Below are 18,046 nucleotides of genomic sequence, written 5' to 3' on the forward strand. Positions count from 1 at the left end.
TGGAAAACCATTCAGCATTATATTTCAAAGTAACAAAAAAGGTTCGTACAAGGGACGTCCCTTGTACGAACCTTTTTTCATTTACGTTTAAATAACAAAAACAAACCGGCACCAATTAAAATAATAGGCCAAAGTGAACTTAAAAATGCATAAGCTTCATATAACCAACTGAACGGATTAATGGATGCAAAGCTAAGAAGAGAAAATACAATTAAAACGATGCCAAATAGAAGGCTATCTTGCTTTCGTTTTCTAGATGATAAGATAAATGCTAGTCCAACAATGCATGTATATACTCCCCAATGGTTAGGCCACCAAAGGAAAATGGAACTAAGGTGAAAATGGATGCTTAAGCCAAATAAGACTATACCAGGGAGGATCATGGAATATTCGCGCCCTGCATACGCTTGTAATAAAAAGGCAAGACCAAAGACAAACAGAAGTGAGGGCCAACTTATAAGTTGTTCTTGAAATGGAATAGAGAACTGTTGTACGAAATAATAACAGCCTGCACTGATTAGTAATATACTAGGAAAGATCCGCTGTGTTTTCAATTCAATCCTCCTAAAAAAGTGGTCATTCATCATTCATATAATTTGTTTCAATTGGATACAATAATCGCTTAAGGAAGGGTTTGGCTCAAAAACCAAAACGTTGGAACAATACCATCATGATAGCACATGCTTCAAGATCTGTTCACAATTTTTTTTGGAACAGTACATTAGACATGTTATAATGTACTGGGTTATACTTATAACAGTTAAAAAGTGTGCGTAGTATCACATTTTATATAGATAGAAACGGAACGGATATTATTAATGGGGGTGAACGTCAGGATGCATATTCTTGTTGCCGGTTTTAATTATAAGACAGCTCCTGTCGAATTAAGAGAGAAGTTCTCTTTCCAAGAAAGTGAGCTTCCGATCGCATTGGGACAGTTGCGGAATATGAAAAGCATTCTAGAATGTACGATAATATCAACCTGTAACCGGACAGAAGTGTATGTGGTTGCAGATCAATTGCACACAGGTCGTCACTTCACGAAAACATTTCTTGCTGAGTGGTTTGACTTACCTAAAGAAGACTTCATCCCTTATTTGGATATTCGGGAAGATCATCATGCAATTGAACATCTTTTTCGTGTTGCCTGTGGACTTGACTCTATGATCTTGGGTGAAACTCAAATTCTAGGTCAAGTACGTGATAGCTTTTTGCTAGCTCAAGAACAACAAGCAACAGGAACGATCTTTAACCAATTATTTAAGCAGGCTGTAACGCTTGCCAAAAAAGCACATACAGGCACCGAGATTGGTGCTCATGCTGTTTCTGTAAGTTATGCGGCAGTAGAGCTTGGGAAAAACATTTTTGGAGATTTTTCCGGTAAGCATGTCGTGATTTTAGGTGCAGGAAAAATGAGCGAATTAACAGCGAAACACTTGCATTCAAATGGGGCAAAACAAATAACAGTCATTAATCGTACTGAAGCAAAGGCTGTTGAATTAGCTAAACGCTTCCTCGGACAAGCGCGCCCATATGCTGAACTTCAGCAAGCATTGGCTGAAGCAGATGTACTTATAAGTTCAACAGGTGCTCGTGATTTTGTTATTACGAAGGAAATGATGCAGGGTTCGATGAAAAAGAGAAAAGGTCGTCCTCTTTTTATGGTTGATATTGCCGTACCTCGTGATTTAGATCCAACGTTAGCTGAATTTGATGATGTGTATTTATACGATATTGACGACCTACAAAATATAGTTGAAGCGAATCTTGCTGAGCGCAAACGTGAAGCAGAAAAGATTGAGATCATGGTTGAGGCAGAGATTGACGAATTCAAGCAATGGTTGAATACGTTAGGGGTTGTCCCACTTATTTCGGCTCTTAGAACAAAGGCTCTTGCGGTTCAAGCTGAAACGATGGAAAGCATCGAAAGAAAACTTCCTAACTTGTCTGAACGAGAAATCAAAGTGTTACGCAAGCATACAAAAAGCATTGTAAATCAGCTTTTACGAGATCCAGTTACAAGAGTGAAAGAACTTGCTGCTGAACCAGATGCTGATGCTGCACTTGACCTATTTACAAAGATCTTTGCATTAGAAGATGAGTTGGCTTCACAAGAAGAAGATTTGCGAATTGAAGAAGCAGAGAAACAATGGGAGAATCAAAAGCAAGAATACGTCAATGTAACAAGACAACGTCATTCAGTTGTCCGTTCATAAGGAAGGGAATAACGAATGAACTGGATTTATCCAATTACGATTGTTTTGTACAGTATAAGCTTGATTGGTTATTTCGTTGATTTCTTACAGAACAACCGGAAGGTCAATATAATGGCCTTCTGGTTGCTTTCTATTGTTTGGGTCTTGCAAACAACGTTTTTTATTGTTCGAATGATTGAACTTGATCGCTTGCCACTCATAACGCCCTTTGAAGGTCTGTTTTTTTATGCTTGGTTGGTCGTTACGTTATCATTAGCTATAAATTGGTTTTTTAGAGTCGATTTTCTTGTTTTATTTACAAATGTAATAGGTTTTAGTATGATGGCCTTTAGTTTGTTTACACCTGATGGGGATGTTCCAGATTCGCTTTCAGCACTACTAGCATCAGAACTACTGATTATTCATATTTCATTTATTTTACTATCTTATGCAGCGTTTACGTTTTCATTTGCTTGTCAAATGATGTATGCCATTCAACATCAGATGCTTAAACGTAAAATATGGGGAAAGCGATTGCTTCGATTTGGTGCTCTATCAAAGCTAGATGTTTTTTCATTCATCGCTATTATTATCGCATGGCCTTTCTTATTAATAGGACTGATTCTAGGGTTTATTTGGGCACATAGCCAACTTGACTTTGTCCCACTATTGGATGCCAAAGTCATCAGCTCTTTAATCGTCTTACTTATTTACGCTGTCTATATTTATCAACGAGTAGTTAAACTAGTAAGAGGATACAACATGGCCTTACTAGGAATTGCAGGTTTTCTAATTCTATTAATTAATTATTTCTTATCAGGACAATACTCAACCTTCCACATTTGGTATTAGCACAAAGTGAAAAAGGTGAACTTCCTTTTTCACTTTGTGCGAAGCAATGAGCGGAGCCGACGTAAGGTTTTAAGTCTTTTGAGTGAACTTCTCAAAAGACGCTCGTCGAGAGAAGCCATTGCAGGATGAAGAAAAAGGTGAACTTCCTTTTTCACTTTGTGCGAAGCAATGAGCGGAGCCGACGTAAGGTTTTAAGTCTTTTGAGTGAACTTCTCAAAAGACGCCCGTCGAGAGAAGCCATTGCCGATGGAGAAAAAGGCGAACTTCCTTTTTCACTTTGTGCTGAGGTTGTCTAAAGAAGAAACAGGAGGATGTTATGCGCAAAATTGTGATTGGCTCAAGAAAAAGCAACCTTGCTCTTGTCCAAACGGATTGGGTTATTGACCAACTAAAAAAGACTGGTTTGCCATATGAATTTGAAGTGAAGAAAATTGTAACAAAGGGAGACAAAATCCTTGACGTAACTCTTTCGAAAGTAGGAGGAAAAGGATTATTTGTTAAAGAAATAGAACAGGCATTAGCTGATGGGGAAATTGATTTAGCTGTTCATAGTATGAAGGATGTTCCATCTGTTATTCAAGATGGCTTTACGCTAGCCGCGATTACAGAAAGAGAAGACCCCCGTGATGCGTTTATTTCAAATAATCATGTAAAGCTAGCAGACTTACCTTCAGGGTCAATTATTGGAACAAGTAGCTTACGTCGTTCAGCGCAAATTTTAGCTGCACGTCCTGATCTAGAAGTGAAATGGATCCGAGGCAATGTTGAAACTAGATTAAGAAAGCTCCGTGAAGAAGGATTTGACGCGATCATTTTAGCCGTTGCTGGTATCAAGCGTTTAGGTTTTCCGGATGACTTAGTAACGGAATATCTAGACGAAACAATGTGTGTGCCAGCAGTTGGTCAAGGTGCTTTAGGGTTAGAGTGTCGTGCTGATGATGAGGATCTCATTCAGTTACTTCAACACTTAAACGATGACTATACGACTCGTACTGTAACGGCAGAGCGAACATTCCTTAATCGTATGGAAGGTGGTTGCCAAGTTCCTATTGCAGGATATGCAACGATCACTGATACGAATGAAGTGCAATTAACTGCGTTAGTCGGTTCTCCTGATGGGAAGACACTATTAAAAGAAACCGTTAGCGGTACAGATCCAGTAACAGTTGGAGAACAAGCTTCGCAACTTTTATTAGATCGTGGTGCTAAAGAAATTCTCGATCAAGTAAAGAAAGAACTTGATGAAGGATGAGAAGTGGACCTTTAGCTGGTAAAACGATTCTCGTTACACGAGCAAAGGAGCAAGCAAAAGAAGTAACGCAACTGATTGAAAAGCAAGGGGGAACGACCATTGAAATTCCCCTTATTGCTTTTCAATCTACTATTAACAAGAAAGAAGCAGATGTGCTTCAACATATCGGAGACTATCAGTGGCTAATTTTTACAAGTTCTAATGGTGTCCGTTTTTTTATGGATTATTACATACAACATGGTGATCGTGATCTACTCAAGAAGATTAATATTGCAGTAGTAGGTACCAAAACGGAAGAGACTCTTAATAAATATCAACTTGCAGCCAATATCATTCCGCAAGAATTTGTAGCAGAAGGGCTAATTGAAGCTCTAAAAGGGCAAATTAAAAAGGATGACAAAGTACTAGTGGCAAGAGGCAATTTAGGTAGAATGAGACTTATTAACGAGTTAACCAAACTCGGAGCCGTTGTTACTGATTTAACTGTGTATGAAACCTTTCTTCCAAAAAAGTCTTCCTACGATCTACTTGATGTCTTAAAAACAGAAAACATTGATTACGTAACTTTTACAAGCTCTTCTACAGTTCATAATTACATAAAATCAATAGAACCTGTGGGGATAAAAAGTAGAAACCATCCAATCATTGCCTGTATAGGACCCATTGCAGCAAAAACGGCTGAGAGCTATGGATTAAAAGTAGAAATCGTCCCACGAACCTATACAATTGAACACTTTATAAAGGAAATCGTTCGCCACTCAAAGGAGGAAAAAGAAAAATGAAAGATCTAGTATTTCGCCGTCATCGTAGACTTCGACATTCAGCAAGTGTGCGCAGTATGGTAAGAGAAACTCACTTACATAAAGAAGATTTCATCTACCCGATTTTTGTCACAGAAGGCACCAATGTAAAAAATGAAGTTGCCTCGATGCCAAATGTTTTTCAATGGTCACTAGATTTAGTAGACGCTGAAGTAGATGAAGTTGTCAGTCTTGGGATTCCAGCTATTATTGTATTTGGCGTTCCAAACTCAAAAGATGATGTAGGCTCGTCTGCTTTTCATGATCAAGGAATTGTTCAAAAAGCCATTCGTCAAATAAAAGAAAATCATCCAGAACTAACAGTGATTGCGGATACATGTTTATGTCAATTTACAGATCATGGTCACTGTGGAATTATTGAAGAAGGAAAAGTTCTAAATGATCGTACCCTTGATCTTCTTGCGAAAACAGCTGTTTCTCAGGCTGAAGCAGGTGCAGATATTATCGCTCCATCTAACATGATGGATGGATTTGTTGCGGCCATTCGTCATGGACTAGATGCAGCTGGCTTTACAGAGGTTCCGATTATGTCGTATTCCGTTAAATATTCATCTGCTTTTTATGGTCCATTCCGGGACGCTGCACACAGTTCGCCTAAATTCGGAGACCGGAAAACATATCAAATGGATCCAGCCAACCGTTTAGAAGCTCTTCGCGAAGCGGAATCAGATATGGAAGAAGGAGCAGATTTCTTAATTGTGAAACCCGCTCTTTCTTACTTAGATGTCATTCGTGAAGTGAAAGATTATTCTGGCTATCCTGTCGTTGCTTACAATGTAAGTGGTGAATATTCAATGGTAAAAGCGGCAAGCCAAAATGGCTGGATTAATGAGAAAGATATTGTATTAGAAAAGTTAACAAGTATGAAACGTGCTGGTGCGGACCTAATTTTAACGTATCATGCAAAAGATGCGGTTCGTTGGCTAAAAGAAGATCAATAAGAAAGGAGAATGAAGATGCGTACATATACAAAGTCACAAGAAGCGTTCAAAAAAGCAAAACCATTAATGCCAGGTGGGGTGAATAGCCCTGTTCGCGCATTTAAATCCGTTAAGATGGACCCTGTATATATGGAACGAGGAGTAGGATCTAAAATTTATGATATTGATGGCAATGAGTACATTGATTATGTTTTGTCATGGGGACCGCTTGTATTAGGACATGCAGATGAACAAGTGGTTGCAGCTTTAAAGGAAGTAGCTGAAAAAGGGACAAGTTTTGGTGCACCTAGTGAGCTAGAAACAAAGCTAGCCGAGTTAGTCATTGAGCGTGTTCCATCCATTGAAGTCGTTCGCATGGTGAATTCAGGTACAGAGGCGACAATGAGTGCTCTTCGTTTAGCAAGAGGCTACACAAAACGAAATAAAATTTTAAAATTTGTTGGCTGTTACCATGGTCACGGTGACTCTTTATTGATTAAAGCAGGTTCTGGTGTTGCCACATTAGGTTTGCCAGATAGTCCAGGTGTACCAGAAAGCGTAGCACAAAATACGTTAACCGTTCCTTATAATGACCTTGAGAGTGTTCGTTATGCTTTTCAAGAATTCGGTGATGATATTGCAGGTGTCATTGTGGAGCCTGTTGCTGGGAATATGGGGGTTGTTCCTCCAGAGCCTGGGTTCCTAGAAGAACTTCGAAAGATTACGGAAGAAAATGGAACTCTCCTCATTTTTGACGAGGTCATGACGGGCTTTCGTGTCGGCTATCATTGTGCACAAGGAAAATTAGGAGTTACACCTGACCTTACGTGCCTTGGAAAAGTAATTGGTGGAGGTTTGCCAGTTGGGGCATATGGTGGCAAACGTGAAATTATGGAGCAAATTGCACCAAGTGGACCTATTTATCAAGCGGGTACATTGTCAGGAAATCCACTAGCGATGACAGCAGGCTATGAAACGCTATCTCAATTAACAGAAGCTGATTATGATCGCTTTGAGCAATTAGCAGAGCGACTAGCTAATGGACTTTCAGAAGCTGCTAAAAAACATGAGATCCCACACACTATTAACCGCGCAGGTTCAATGGTTGGATTCTTTTTTACAGATGAAAAAGTAACAAACTTTGAGAAAGCACAAACAGCCAATCTAGAATATTTCACAACATATTTTCAAGAAATGCTACAACAAGGCATTTCACTTCCTCCGTCACAATTCGAAGGAATGTTCTTATCAACAAAACACACAGAAGAAGACATAGACCGCACGATTAAAGCAGCGGAAATTGCTTTTTCTAAGTTGAAATAATTTCTTTTAGCAAGAATTGTTGCTCTTGAGAAAGGTTTTTCTCGTAGTGAAATGGAGCGTAGGTCACTCGACTCCTGCGGGAAATAGAGGTAGGGGTGAGACCCCACAGGCGCAGCCGAGGAGGCTCACCACCTCCTTGCGGGTGCGAGTGACTGGAGTGGAATGGAACGAACACATCAGAGCACATCACCATAAAGTATGCGAAACATCCTTAAAATAATGCAAAAGTCTATTCACCGCTACATATAAATGTAGCAAGTGAATAGGCTTTTTTTGTTTTAGTTGCATATTGCTAGAGAACTTGTCATAGAGTTTATTGTACTGACTATGACCGTAGCAGAAGTTAGAGAATACGATGAGGAGGAATGCAACGTGACACAAGAACACCCGTCAAAGTTATCATTTTCAATTGAGGAATCCGTTTGGTTAAATAAAGGCCAAGAAGTAGAGGAGATATTAGGAATGTCTCTTGAGCCTGAAATTGTTATCGAAGAAAAAGATCATCATGTTTATATTAGGGGTGGTTTACGTCTCGTTGGGGAATATCGTCCTACAGGTACTGATGAAGCATCTAGTGATAACAGCCAAACACTGCAACAGCAAGTTTCCTTCCGTTCGGCAGGAGATGTAACGATAGCCTCTGATGGTTCTGGACAAATTAAGCACTTCTTTCCAATTGATGTGACGATACCGCTAAGTCGCATTCAAAATTTAGATGATGTATATGTAGAAGTAGACTCATTCGACTATGATTTACCGGAAAGAAGCTGCATTCAGCTAACAGCTGATATTAGCATTTCAGGAATGACACAGCATCAAGAAACGGTTGAGAGCCGAGTTGAAAAAGAAATAGAGAAGGCTGCAGCAGCTGCTAGTCAAACACAACAGACTGAAAGAGTAGAAGAAGTAGATGTAGTCGAGGAAGATACCATTGTAGAAGAACCAACTGAACAAGATGTTCCATCAACGGCTTTTGCTTTCGAAGCAAAAAAACAACCAGAACCAGAAGTCACGTCACGCTATGAAAAGGTCGAAACACAACCTAATCCACCATCACCTTTTCAATCTTTTTATAAGCAAGCGGAACAACCTTCACTTAGTAAGGTAACTCCAGCATTAGAATCAATTGGGCACCAAGAAGAGGAGGAACCAACTGTGACATCTTATGATTCGCACAAAAAATTAGAGACAGAAGAAACATCTGACTATGAAGTGGAAAGAGAACAACCTGAAGCTATTACCGAAGATGAAAGAACCGACGTTGATTCGACAGTTGAAGAGGTAGAAGAACTAGAAGATTCACTTGAAACAGAAGAAGTTGTTGAAGCTGTTCGAGAAACGACTCCAGTTCAACCAGAAACCAAAATCAACCTCGCACCACAGAAGGAGATTGTTTCAGAACCAACGGCAGCGCAAAATCGCCCAGAAGAGGAGGCTTCTGAAGATGAAGCAACAGCAAAACCTCCAAGAGAAGAAAATGCACTGTACTTAACAAAAATGCTTTCAAAAGGAGAAGAAAGATTCTCTAAATGGAAAATGTGTATCATTCAAGAAAATGAATCATTGGACACCATTGCGGATCGGTATGAAATAAGCACAAGTCAAATTGTAAGAATGAATCGCTTGCAAGGAGAGCAGGTAGAAGAAGGACAAATTTTATATATACCGGTTAGTGTAGAGTCCTAAAAAAGGAGTTACAACATGGAATTGTTGGATTGGCTTAAGGAGAATTATCAATGGCGAAACGTAAAATTTGTAAATGAAGCGTTGATTGAAACCGAACATGGTCGAAAAAGGTTGCGTTATTGGTCCGATAAAGCCCTCCTTGATTGGCATATTACGTGGCGTGACGAATGTAGTGTCACGCCATATATGCTAGCCGACCGCATGATTCGAAATAAAGATCAAGAAGCAGCTATTACGTGGAAAGATGGCTGGCTGACTGTTCATGATGAAGTGAAGCAAGCCGTGCATGGAAAATCATATGAAGAGAAAATAGGCAAAATGATTGGTTCGATGATTGCATATGGGTTAAATAAGGAGATTACGATCAAACCAGTGGAACGTCAAGAACCTCAATTTCGGACTTTATATAGTCATATCCCGTTTCTAGAAGAAGAGGATAAATCATACGTTCGAGCTTTGTTACAAGAGTCAGACTTACGTATGAATAAAGTGAAGGAGATGAAAAAGCAAGTAAAAGATGAGAATCTCCCTATCATTGATCCCGCTATGTCTATTGATCAGGCAAAAACGGTTTATGATTTAATGATTTGGTACGGTTCAAATCAATATCCGGAAGAAGGTTATTACTCGTTACGCAATTTTTTAGGGAACTGGCTTGAAGAACATGGGAAGGAATCAGCAACTAAATTAATTGGAGCCATTGTTGATCATGAAAATGTGTCACACGATCAAGCGTTGCTATTGCTGATCGAATGTTTAAAAGCTTACGAACTAGACCACTTAGTTGCTGTACTAAAAGAAAATCGACCAAACTTAGAAATGGAAGAGACCCTACAGAACGTCACGAATGAATGGGAGCGTTCAAGAGAACTTGTTGAAGTGATAAGTGTAATGATTGAAAACAAAAAGAAGGTGTTCACGTCATGATTCAAGCACAATCACCGTATGATTCTGTGCTCTTTTATTATGATCTTTATCCACAGTCAATAGAGGATTTTGGTAAAATAAAAAAAATAACTACAAGTCAAGGTGTATTCGCACTAAAAGAGACACAGATGAATCGGCATCAAGCGGATGAATTCATTCATGCATTAAGAAAATTAATGAAACTCGGTTACAATAAAACGGTCCCGATCCTGCCAACCAAATATGGTGAGTACACCCTTTCAACTGGATCGCATACGTACTATCTCATGCCATGGATGGAACAAATTGAATATACGGCTAGGGAGTCACGAGAGCAGAAATTGGCCTCTCAATTAGGCGTCATTCATCGTTTGACTGTTAAAACACAACCATTTATTAAAGAAAACGTCGAAGAAGCGTATAATCAACTTTTGAGGCGCTGGGAAATGAGACAGTTAGAACTAAGGCGTTTTGCAGATGAAGCTGATCAAAAAACATATATGTCACCATTTGAATTAACGTTCATGACTCATGCCTATATGCTAGACCGAATGGCAGAAGTGGCAAAAGAACATTTAACAAAATGGTATGATATATGTTCGGAAAAAGAGAAATATCGAACGGTTTTATGTCACGGGAGAGTCAATCGATCTCACTCCTTTTTCACACCAGATAATGAACCAATGCTCTTAAACTTTGAGCGGGCAGGCATCGACACGCCATCAAGAGATCTTGCGAGTTTTTGCCGTTATAGTTTTAAGCATGCCTATTGGGTTGAGGAAGAAGTGTTGCAATGGTTTATGAATTATGAACGGCACTTGCCTCTTTTAGAGGAAGAAAAGCATTTGCTTTGTGCTTATTTAAACTTTCCAGAACCGATTGCATTTGCTGTAGATTCTTATCAAGCAAACAAAGGATCAATGAGAGAGTTTGAGCATGTCCAAAGGTTAGAAAAGCGTCTTACGTCAATGCGTAGGGTACAGCGACTGACGCAAAAGCTTATCGTTGTTCAAGAGCAGCAAGAAGCCCAGCAACCTGACCAACCGTAGCGTTCTCTTTCTATAAAGAGGACGCTTTTTTACATTGGGTGTTTTCGTATACGGTGTGGTTTATTCTTATAGGCGTTCTTTCCATGTTCGCTCCATTGCGCTACAGTCACTCGCACCTGCAAGGAGATGCCGAGCCTCCTCGGCTGTACACTGCGCCTGTGGAGTCTCGCCCTTATCTCTTCATGAAGCCACTGAAAAAGTCGTTTTTCCGGACTTGGAAAAGTAGCTTCGACCTCGCTCCCGGGATGGGGGGGCGCTTTCCGCAGGCGGCAGTTAGGCACTTTTTCAGTGGACTCTATATATCCCGCAGGAGTGACTTTCGCTCCAATTCACTATGAGATTTAGAGTAGCAACCTTCATTTAAATAAAACAGGCTTTATTATATAAGACGCAAAGTGATAGAAAAATACATAACAATCATGAGTGTAAGCAAAATCATATCAAATGTAGTTGGCAATAGAAGCGTGCGTAGTAACTGAAAACAGATGAGCGGCACGAGAATCTGTGCAAACATTGCTCGTATTTTCAACCACCAGCCTGGGCGATTATGGTGGTGGTGATGGTTATGAAAACGACCAAAACGTCGACGCATCGTAACACCTCTTTTCGGGTAAACTCCTTACATTTACGTTATGCATAAACCTAATAGATGTGCAAGCAGATAGGTTCATGCCTAAATAGGATTTTTACGTATAGAAAAGAAAAATTTAGGTGATGCTTTTATTGACGAATGAGCACGATTCGAGCTAAAATATAATCACTATAAATGAATTGCCTTGAATAGGAAGAGTAGAATCCGAACCTTTCAGAGAGAGAGATCAGTAGCTGAGAGATTTCTTAAGATGTACGATTTGAATGTCGCCTAGGAGCAGCTGTTTTGAGATGTCTAATGACATGTAAGAATAGCCGGACACTGACCGTTATCAGTTTGAGTGTGTAGTACAGATTTCTGTGCTGCAAACAAAGGTGGTACCGCGAGTAACTCTCTTCGTCCTTTGGATGGAGGGGTTTTTTTATTGTTTTAATTTAAGGAGGAAGAGCAGATGAGTGATGAGAAAGTAACGATGCCAACGAAATACAACCCGCAAGAAACGGAAGCGAAATGGTATTCGTACTGGAAAGATGGGAAATTTTTTGAGGCAACAGGAGATGAATCAAAGCAACCGTATTCCATTGTTATTCCACCGCCCAATGTAACTGGGAAATTGCATTTAGGTCATGCATGGGACACGACGTTGCAAGATATACTTGCTCGTGTAAAAAGAATGCAAGGTTATGATACATTATGGCTTCCTGGGATGGACCATGCTGGTATTGCTACACAAGCAAAAGTTGAAGGGAAGTTAAAAGAAGAAGGATTAAGTCGCTATGACTTAGGACGTGAGAAGTTTTTAGAGAAATCGTGGGAATGGAAAGAGGAATACGCGTCTTTCATCCGTAACCAATGGTCTAAGATGGGTCTTTCACTCGATTACTCACGTGAACGCTTTACATTAGATGAAGGTCTATCAAAAGCAGTTCGTGAAGTATTTGTGAAGCTTTATGAAAAAGGGTTAATCTACCGTGGAGAATACATTATTAACTGGGATCCACAAACGAAAACAGCTCTATCAGATATCGAGGTTATTTACCAAGATGTCCAAGGAGCTTTCTATCATATGAACTATCCGTTAACAGACGGGAGTGGAGAAATAGAAGTGGCAACAACACGTCCGGAAACGATGCTGGGCGATACGGCTGTTGCGGTTCACCCCGAAGATGAGCGCTACAAACATCTAATTGGAAAAACCGTTACGCTACCAATCACAGGTCGTGAGATTCCAATTGTAGCTGATGATTATGTTGATATGGAGTTTGGTTCAGGTGCAGTGAAAATTACCCCAGCACATGACCCAAATGATTTTGAAATTGGAAATCGTCACAACCTTGAGCGCATTCTTGTGATGAATGAAGATGGGACAATGAACGCAAAAGCTGGCAAATATCAAGGGATGGACCGTTTTGAATGCCGTAAACAACTTGTGAAAGATTTACAAGAAGAAGGCATCCTATTCAAAATTGAAGAGCATATGCATTCGGTAGGGCACTCGGAACGTAGTGGAGCTGTTGTTGAACCTTACTTATCTACCCAATGGTTTGTTAAAATGCAGCCACTAGCAGATGCGGCGGTCAACTTGCAAAAGTCTGAGGAAAAGGTAAACTTTGTCCCAGAGCGCTTCGAGAAAACATATTTACGCTGGATGGAAAATATCCGTGATTGGTGTATATCTAGACAGCTTTGGTGGGGACATCGAATTCCGGCTTGGTACCATAATGAAACAGGTGAAGTCTACGTTGGACATGAGGCACCTGAAGATGAAGAAAATTGGAAGCAAGATGATGATGTTTTAGATACGTGGTTTAGTTCCGCATTATGGCCGTTCTCCACGATGGGCTGGCCAGACGAATCATCGCCAGATTATGATCGCTTTTATTCAACGAACGTACTGGTAACAGGTTACGATATCATCTTCTTCTGGGTATCACGTATGATTTTCCAAGGGTTAGAGTTTACTGGGAAACGACCGTTTGATGATGTCTTGATTCATGGACTTGTTCGTGACTCAGAAGGGCGGAAAATGAGTAAATCATTAGGTAACGGAGTCGATCCAATGGATGTTATCGACAAATACGGTGCTGATTCATTACGATTCTTCTTATCTACTGGAAGTTCCCCGGGAAATGACTTGCGTTTTTACTGGGAAAAAGTCGAATCAACATGGAACTTTGGAAATAAGATTTGGAACGCATCTCGCTTCGCTTTAATGAATATGGAAGGCCTAAAGTATGAAGAAATCGATTTAAGTGGTGAAAAATCTGTTGCTGACAAGTGGATTCTTACTCGTTTACAAGAGACGATTGCTGATGTCACACGCTTAATTGATTCATATGAATTTGGTGAAGTTGGTCGTCTTCTTTACAACTTTATTTGGGATGACTTCTGTGATTGGTATATTGAAATGGCGAAATTGCATTGTATGGAGAAGATGAGGATGCGAAGAAAACGACAAGATCTGTTCTTGCTTATGTGTTGGATCACACAATGCGACTTCTTCATCCAATGATGCCTTTCATTACCGAGGAAATTTGGCAGCATTTGCCACATGAAGGCGAATCGATCACGATTGCAGCATGGCCAGAGAAAAATGAAGCTTACATGTTTAAAGATGCTGTCGAAGATATGGAGCTTTTAAAAGAAATCATACGCTCCGTTCGTAACACAAGAGCTGAGTTAAATGTGCCGATGAGCAAGCAAATTGAATTACTCGTTAATGCGAAAGATGATCAAGTTTTAGCAAAGCTAAATAGAGGACAAAGTTATATTGAGAAATTCTGTAATCCAAGTAAACTTCAAATGGGGACAGGAGTCAAAGCACCAGAAAAATCAATGTCTCAAGTACTTACTGGAGTTGAGCTCTTTTTACCTTTAGCTGGCTTACTTGATTTAGATGCTGAAATTGCTCGCTTAGAAAAAGAGCTAGATAAACTTACGAAAGAAGTAGAACGATAGATAAGAAATTAGGCAACCAAGGCTTTATCGCTAAAGCACCGGCAAAAGTGATTGAAGAAGAAAAAGCAAAACAAGCAGACTATATCGCAAAACGCGAAACGGTCCAAGCAAGAATTGATGAGTTAAAAGCATAATAGAAGTGAAAGCTCAAAGAGAGATCTATTATTAGTGGTATCCGCTTTTCGAATTCTCTCATTGAGCTTTCTTTTTTTTGAGGTGAGAATGAATTTATTCCCTGTAAGCTAATGCTTTTAATAACCGCCATTCTCATGTACTATTAGAGAAAACGGCATGAGGGGGAGAAAAATGAGAACGGGGAATGAAGTAATAGAATGGATTCATAGTTTGCTCCCTTTTGGTATTAAGCCAGGATTAAAAAGAATGGAATGGATGCTAGAGCGACTTGGTCATCCTGAGAACGAAATAAAAGTTATTCACATTGGTGGAACGAACGGAAAAGGTTCAACTCTTAGCTTCATGAGACATGCATTAGAAGAAGCAGGTTACAATGTCGGTACGTTTACCTCACCATATATTGAATGTTTTGAAGAGCGAATTTCTTTTAATGGCAAACCGATAGATGAGCAGGACCTTGTTGCAACCGCGAATCGTATTCGTCCACTAGTAGAAGAGTTAAAGGAAACAAATCTTGGTAGTCCGACAGAATTTGAAGTGATTACAGCAATTGCCTTCCTTTATTTTGGTGAAATGGCAAAGCCAGACTTTGTTCTATTAGAAGTTGGTTTAGGTGGAAGATTAGATTCAACGAATGTGGTAACTCCACTGTTATCTGTCATTTCATCTATTGGATATGATCACATGCATATTCTTGGTGAAACAATTGAGGAAATTACGTTTGAAAAGGCGGGCATTATAAAGAGAGGTGTTCCGATTGTTTCTGGTGTCTCTCAAAAAAAAGCGCAGGAAATAATAGAAGGTGTGGCGAAAAAAGGAGATGCACCATTTTTTCAATTAGGTACCCACTTTGCACAAACGCTTACAACAGTTGAAGGCAAGTGGCAACATTTTAAGTATAAAAGTGAAACTAAATCACTGGATGAGTTGGTTATCCAGATGCCAGGAGCTCATCAACGCAATAATGCTGCAGTTGCAACACAAGCATTAGAGTGGCTGGAAGCAAGGGGCCATATTCATCTTTCGATTGATGAGCTTTATAAAGGATTATGGAAGACAACGTGGATTGGACGGTTTGAACAAATGAATGATGAGCCGTTAGTCATTATTGATGGAGCCCATAATAAAGAAGGGATGGAAGCTTTAGCAAACACGTTAACTGTTCATTTTCCAAACCAAAAATATCGTTTTTTAATTGCAGCAACAAAGGAAAAAGATATGCAGATCTTGTTGAAGCCATTTGAACAACTGGAAGCATCGTTTACATTCACGAGTTTTGACTTTTTCCGCGCTGCAAGCAGTAATGAATTGTTTGATCAAGCTAACGTAAGGACCAAGCGTTCAGAACCTAATTGGGAAAAAGCGCTTATGGAAGAAGTGAAGTGGTGCGAGGAAAATGAAGTGTTAGTCATTGCTGGCTCTCTTTATTTTATTTCAGCTGTTAGGGAAAAATGGCATAAAACATTGACCGTACATTCATAAGAAAGTAGGTGAGGATTTGACAAATAGAAAAATACAAATAGTGTGGGTGATATGGGGCGTCTGTATGGTTTTTCTGTTGACGTTTCTCGTACAAGCTAATACGTTTGCTGCCTTTCGATCACCAGAATTTCTTGTGTTTTTTGCACTTGTCATCCTCACTGCTTTTTTTCCGCTTCATTATCGGAATCATACTTTAACTGTTTTTCAATGGATATCATTAGCTGTGTTTATTCACTACGGTTTTGCTTTTGAACTCCTTGTCACGCAACTTGCGGTTTTGGCTGCATTGATGGCATCAGGACTAAAAAAGAAAGCATTGTATCGCGTTCCATTAAATTCGGTTATTTTTATGATTACTTCTGTTAGTGCTGCTACCGTGTTTTTCTTAACTGGTGGTCAAGTAGGAGCTTCATTTAGTCTATATGAACACGGCCTGGCTTTTTTCTTTTATACGGCTATGTTTTTAATTAGCAACCATGTATGTATTTATTTGGCAAGGCGTTACTTATTCCAAATTAAAAAACAACATTTCTTAAAAGGATTAAGCATGGAACTGGCGGCGGCAGGTGTATTTTTACCTTTAGTTGTCGTATTGATTGTTCTTTTCGATGAAGTAGGAATTTGGGCTGTTGTCTTATCTGGAATTGTATTTATTGGAATATCGATTGTGTTAAAAGTGTACAATCAATCTGAACGAATGAATCATTTATTAAAAGAAGTAACTGAGTTTGGTTACGAACTCAATTCAAGTATGTCAATAGATGAATTGATGGGAAAAGTTCGAGAGAGATTGGATTATTTCTTGGATTGGGATCAACTCTATTTGTACCGTGTGCAAGATAACCAACTATCGATGATGTATATGGACCAGCAAAGTTCAGCTCCTGTACCAATTCATTTACGAACAGGAGACGACTTCAGCCGAAAAGTGATTGACTCGAAACAAATGGCTATTGCTGATGAACGACAGCAGTGGATGTTAACAGGGAAGAAATTTTCACCTGATTTAGAGAGTATCCTTGCCATACCATTAATACACCAAAAAGAAACCAAAAGTGTCATTACGATCGCATCTAAACATGAAAAAGCGTTTCGACCACATCAAGTGATGATCGTTGAAATTATCGCGAACATGCTGTCTGTAGCAATAAGCAATGTGCAGAATTATGAAAAAACGAAACAAGAAAGTCATCACTGTCCTTTAACCCATTTATATAACTTTCGCTATTTTGAAGAGCAGCTGAAAAAGGAGCTAGATAGGATCGAGGAGGGAGAAACAATCTCACTTATCCTTCTTGACCTTGATCATTTTAAAGGCATTAATGACACATATGGTCATCAAAGTGGAAATGATGTGTTATGCGAAGTGGCCAATCGCCTAGAGAGTGTAGTCCCAATGCATGCGACAGTCGCTCGGTACGGTGGGGAGGAATTTGTTGTCCTGCTACCTAATTGTAAGGAACAGGTGGCGTATGATGTTGGGCTATTAATTCAGCAATCTCTAAAGACTAGGAGCATTTCTGTTGTCAATGACTTATTGGATGAAGGTGAATCAATCGACATTGCGGTAACGGCGAGTATTGGAGTCGCTAGTTCAGATCCACTTGACGAAGATGAGGGAGTTGTCGATGCAATTTCATTGATTCGAAGAGCCGATAGAGCGATGTATAATGGTGCGAAGCAACGTGGACGAGACCGGGTAGCTTCCTTTAGTGATGTAGAAAAAATTAAAAATGCTGCAACCACCTAGCTTGGGAATCGCCAAGCTTTTTTCTTTGTTTGAATGTATTTTTTTGCTTTTCCTTTAATAAAAAGCATGATAGATTGAAAGCAGAACAACAGTTGAATTAATCGTATTTAAATCTTTGAAATATC

The 18,046-nt window shown here is 39.5% G+C and carries 13 protein-coding genes, 1 pseudogene and 1 other annotated feature; of the genes and pseudogenes, 12 read left to right on the plus strand and 2 right to left on the minus strand.

Annotated features, from left to right (window positions below):
• Positions 1 to 77: 77 nt before the first annotated feature.
• Positions 78 to 554: a LiaF transmembrane domain-containing protein gene (locus JCM9140_RS15305; RefSeq protein WP_034748375.1), complete on the minus strand. Its 477-nt coding sequence runs from the start codon at positions 552 to 554 to the stop codon at positions 78 to 80.
• 282 nt (positions 555 to 836) lie between these two features.
• Here JCM9140_RS15305 and hemA point away from each other — a divergent pair, with 282 nt between their 5' ends.
• The 9 genes from hemA to ysxE all read left to right on the plus strand — a co-directional run bounded on the left by hemA (position 837) and on the right by ysxE (position 11,004).
• Complete coding sequence (gene hemA / locus JCM9140_RS15310; RefSeq protein WP_034748377.1) at positions 837 to 2,216, plus strand: glutamyl-tRNA reductase; 1,380 nt, start codon at positions 837 to 839, stop codon at positions 2,214 to 2,216.
• A gap of 15 nt (positions 2,217 to 2,231) precedes the next feature.
• Positions 2,232 to 3,047, plus strand: a complete 816-nt coding sequence (locus JCM9140_RS15315; RefSeq protein WP_034748380.1) for a cytochrome C assembly family protein — start codon at positions 2,232 to 2,234, stop codon at positions 3,045 to 3,047.
• 316 nt (positions 3,048 to 3,363) lie between these two features.
• Positions 3,364 to 4,299: a hydroxymethylbilane synthase gene (hemC, locus tag JCM9140_RS15320; RefSeq protein ID WP_034748383.1), complete on the plus strand. Its 936-nt coding sequence runs from the start codon at positions 3,364 to 3,366 to the stop codon at positions 4,297 to 4,299.
• Positions 4,296 to 5,081, plus strand: a complete 786-nt coding sequence (locus tag JCM9140_RS15325) for a uroporphyrinogen-III synthase (protein ID WP_034748386.1) — start codon at positions 4,296 to 4,298, stop codon at positions 5,079 to 5,081. Before hemC ends, JCM9140_RS15325 begins: the two co-directional genes overlap by 4 nt.
• The gene (gene hemB, locus JCM9140_RS15330) at positions 5,078 to 6,061 is read left to right on the plus strand and encodes a porphobilinogen synthase (protein ID WP_034748389.1); all 984 of its coding nucleotides are present in this window, start codon (positions 5,078 to 5,080) and stop codon (positions 6,059 to 6,061) included. The genes JCM9140_RS15325 and hemB overlap by 4 nt, the downstream gene beginning before the upstream one ends.
• A 15-nt stretch (positions 6,062 to 6,076) precedes the next feature.
• On the plus strand, positions 6,077 to 7,363 hold the full coding sequence (gene hemL, locus JCM9140_RS15335) for a glutamate-1-semialdehyde 2,1-aminomutase (protein ID WP_034748392.1): 1,287 nt from the start codon (positions 6,077 to 6,079) through the stop codon (positions 7,361 to 7,363).
• A 372-nt stretch (positions 7,364 to 7,735) separates the two neighbouring features.
• Positions 7,736 to 9,049 (plus strand): stage VI sporulation protein D, encoded by a 1,314-nt coding sequence (gene spoVID, locus JCM9140_RS15340; RefSeq protein WP_034748394.1) that lies wholly within the window; start codon positions 7,736 to 7,738, stop codon positions 9,047 to 9,049.
• Positions 9,050 to 9,064: 15 nt separating this feature from the next.
• Positions 9,065 to 9,976, plus strand: a complete 912-nt coding sequence (locus JCM9140_RS15345) for a hypothetical protein (protein WP_034748397.1) — start codon at positions 9,065 to 9,067, stop codon at positions 9,974 to 9,976.
• Positions 9,973 to 11,004, plus strand: coding sequence for a spore coat protein YsxE (gene ysxE / locus JCM9140_RS15350; RefSeq protein WP_034748400.1), 1,032 nt, complete (start codon positions 9,973 to 9,975; stop codon positions 11,002 to 11,004). The genes JCM9140_RS15345 and ysxE overlap by 4 nt, the downstream gene beginning before the upstream one ends.
• A 379-nt stretch (positions 11,005 to 11,383) precedes the next feature.
• Here the strand turns inward: ysxE and JCM9140_RS23260 are convergent, their stop codons facing one another.
• Complete coding sequence (locus JCM9140_RS23260) at positions 11,384 to 11,596, minus strand: YszA family small membrane protein (protein WP_081727720.1); 213 nt, start codon at positions 11,594 to 11,596, stop codon at positions 11,384 to 11,386.
• Positions 11,597 to 11,771: 175 nt separating this feature from the next.
• Positions 11,772 to 12,003: a binding site (T-box leader), on the plus strand.
• Between the two features lie 44 nt (positions 12,004 to 12,047).
• Between JCM9140_RS23260 and JCM9140_RS15355 the strand changes: the two are divergent.
• The 3 genes and pseudogenes from JCM9140_RS15355 to JCM9140_RS15365 all read left to right on the plus strand — a co-directional run bounded on the left by JCM9140_RS15355 (position 12,048) and on the right by JCM9140_RS15365 (position 17,921).
• Positions 12,048 to 14,688, plus strand: a pseudogene (locus JCM9140_RS15355) (valine--tRNA ligase).
• 172 nt (positions 14,689 to 14,860) lie between these two features.
• On the plus strand, positions 14,861 to 16,171 hold the full coding sequence (locus JCM9140_RS15360) for a bifunctional folylpolyglutamate synthase/dihydrofolate synthase (RefSeq protein WP_034748403.1): 1,311 nt from the start codon (positions 14,861 to 14,863) through the stop codon (positions 16,169 to 16,171).
• Between the two features lie 64 nt (positions 16,172 to 16,235).
• Complete coding sequence (locus tag JCM9140_RS15365; RefSeq protein ID WP_034748406.1) at positions 16,236 to 17,921, plus strand: sensor domain-containing diguanylate cyclase; 1,686 nt, start codon at positions 16,236 to 16,238, stop codon at positions 17,919 to 17,921.
• The last annotated feature ends 125 nt before the right edge of the window (positions 17,922 to 18,046 follow it).

The organism is Halalkalibacter wakoensis JCM 9140, assembly GCF_000513095.1.
Classification (GTDB): Bacteria; Bacillota; Bacilli; order Bacillales; family Bacillaceae_D; genus Halalkalibacter; species Halalkalibacter wakoensis.

Bases quoted from the DNA above. Each gene is read 5' to 3' on its own strand.
- hemA (WP_034748377.1), top strand. From the start codon at position 837: ATGCATATTCTTGTTGCCGGTTTTAATTATAAGACAGCTCCTGTCGAA.
- JCM9140_RS15315 (WP_034748380.1), top strand. From the start codon at position 2,232: ATGAACTGGATTTATCCAATTACGATTGTTTTGTACAGTATAAGCTTG.
- hemC (WP_034748383.1), top strand. From the start codon at position 3,364: ATGCGCAAAATTGTGATTGGCTCAAGAAAAAGCAACCTTGCTCTTGTC.
- JCM9140_RS15325 (WP_034748386.1), top strand. From the start codon at position 4,296: ATGAGAAGTGGACCTTTAGCTGGTAAAACGATTCTCGTTACACGAGCA.
- hemB (WP_034748389.1), top strand. From the start codon at position 5,078: ATGAAAGATCTAGTATTTCGCCGTCATCGTAGACTTCGACATTCAGCA.
- hemL (WP_034748392.1), top strand. From the start codon at position 6,077: ATGCGTACATATACAAAGTCACAAGAAGCGTTCAAAAAAGCAAAACCA.
- JCM9140_RS15345 (WP_034748397.1), top strand. From the start codon at position 9,065: ATGGAATTGTTGGATTGGCTTAAGGAGAATTATCAATGGCGAAACGTA.
- ysxE (WP_034748400.1), top strand. From the start codon at position 9,973: ATGATTCAAGCACAATCACCGTATGATTCTGTGCTCTTTTATTATGAT.
- JCM9140_RS23260 (WP_081727720.1), bottom strand. From the start codon at position 11,596: ATGCGTCGACGTTTTGGTCGTTTTCATAACCATCACCACCACCATAAT.
- JCM9140_RS15360 (WP_034748403.1), top strand. From the start codon at position 14,861: ATGAGAACGGGGAATGAAGTAATAGAATGGATTCATAGTTTGCTCCCT.
- JCM9140_RS15365 (WP_034748406.1), top strand. From the start codon at position 16,236: ATGGTTTTTCTGTTGACGTTTCTCGTACAAGCTAATACGTTTGCTGCC.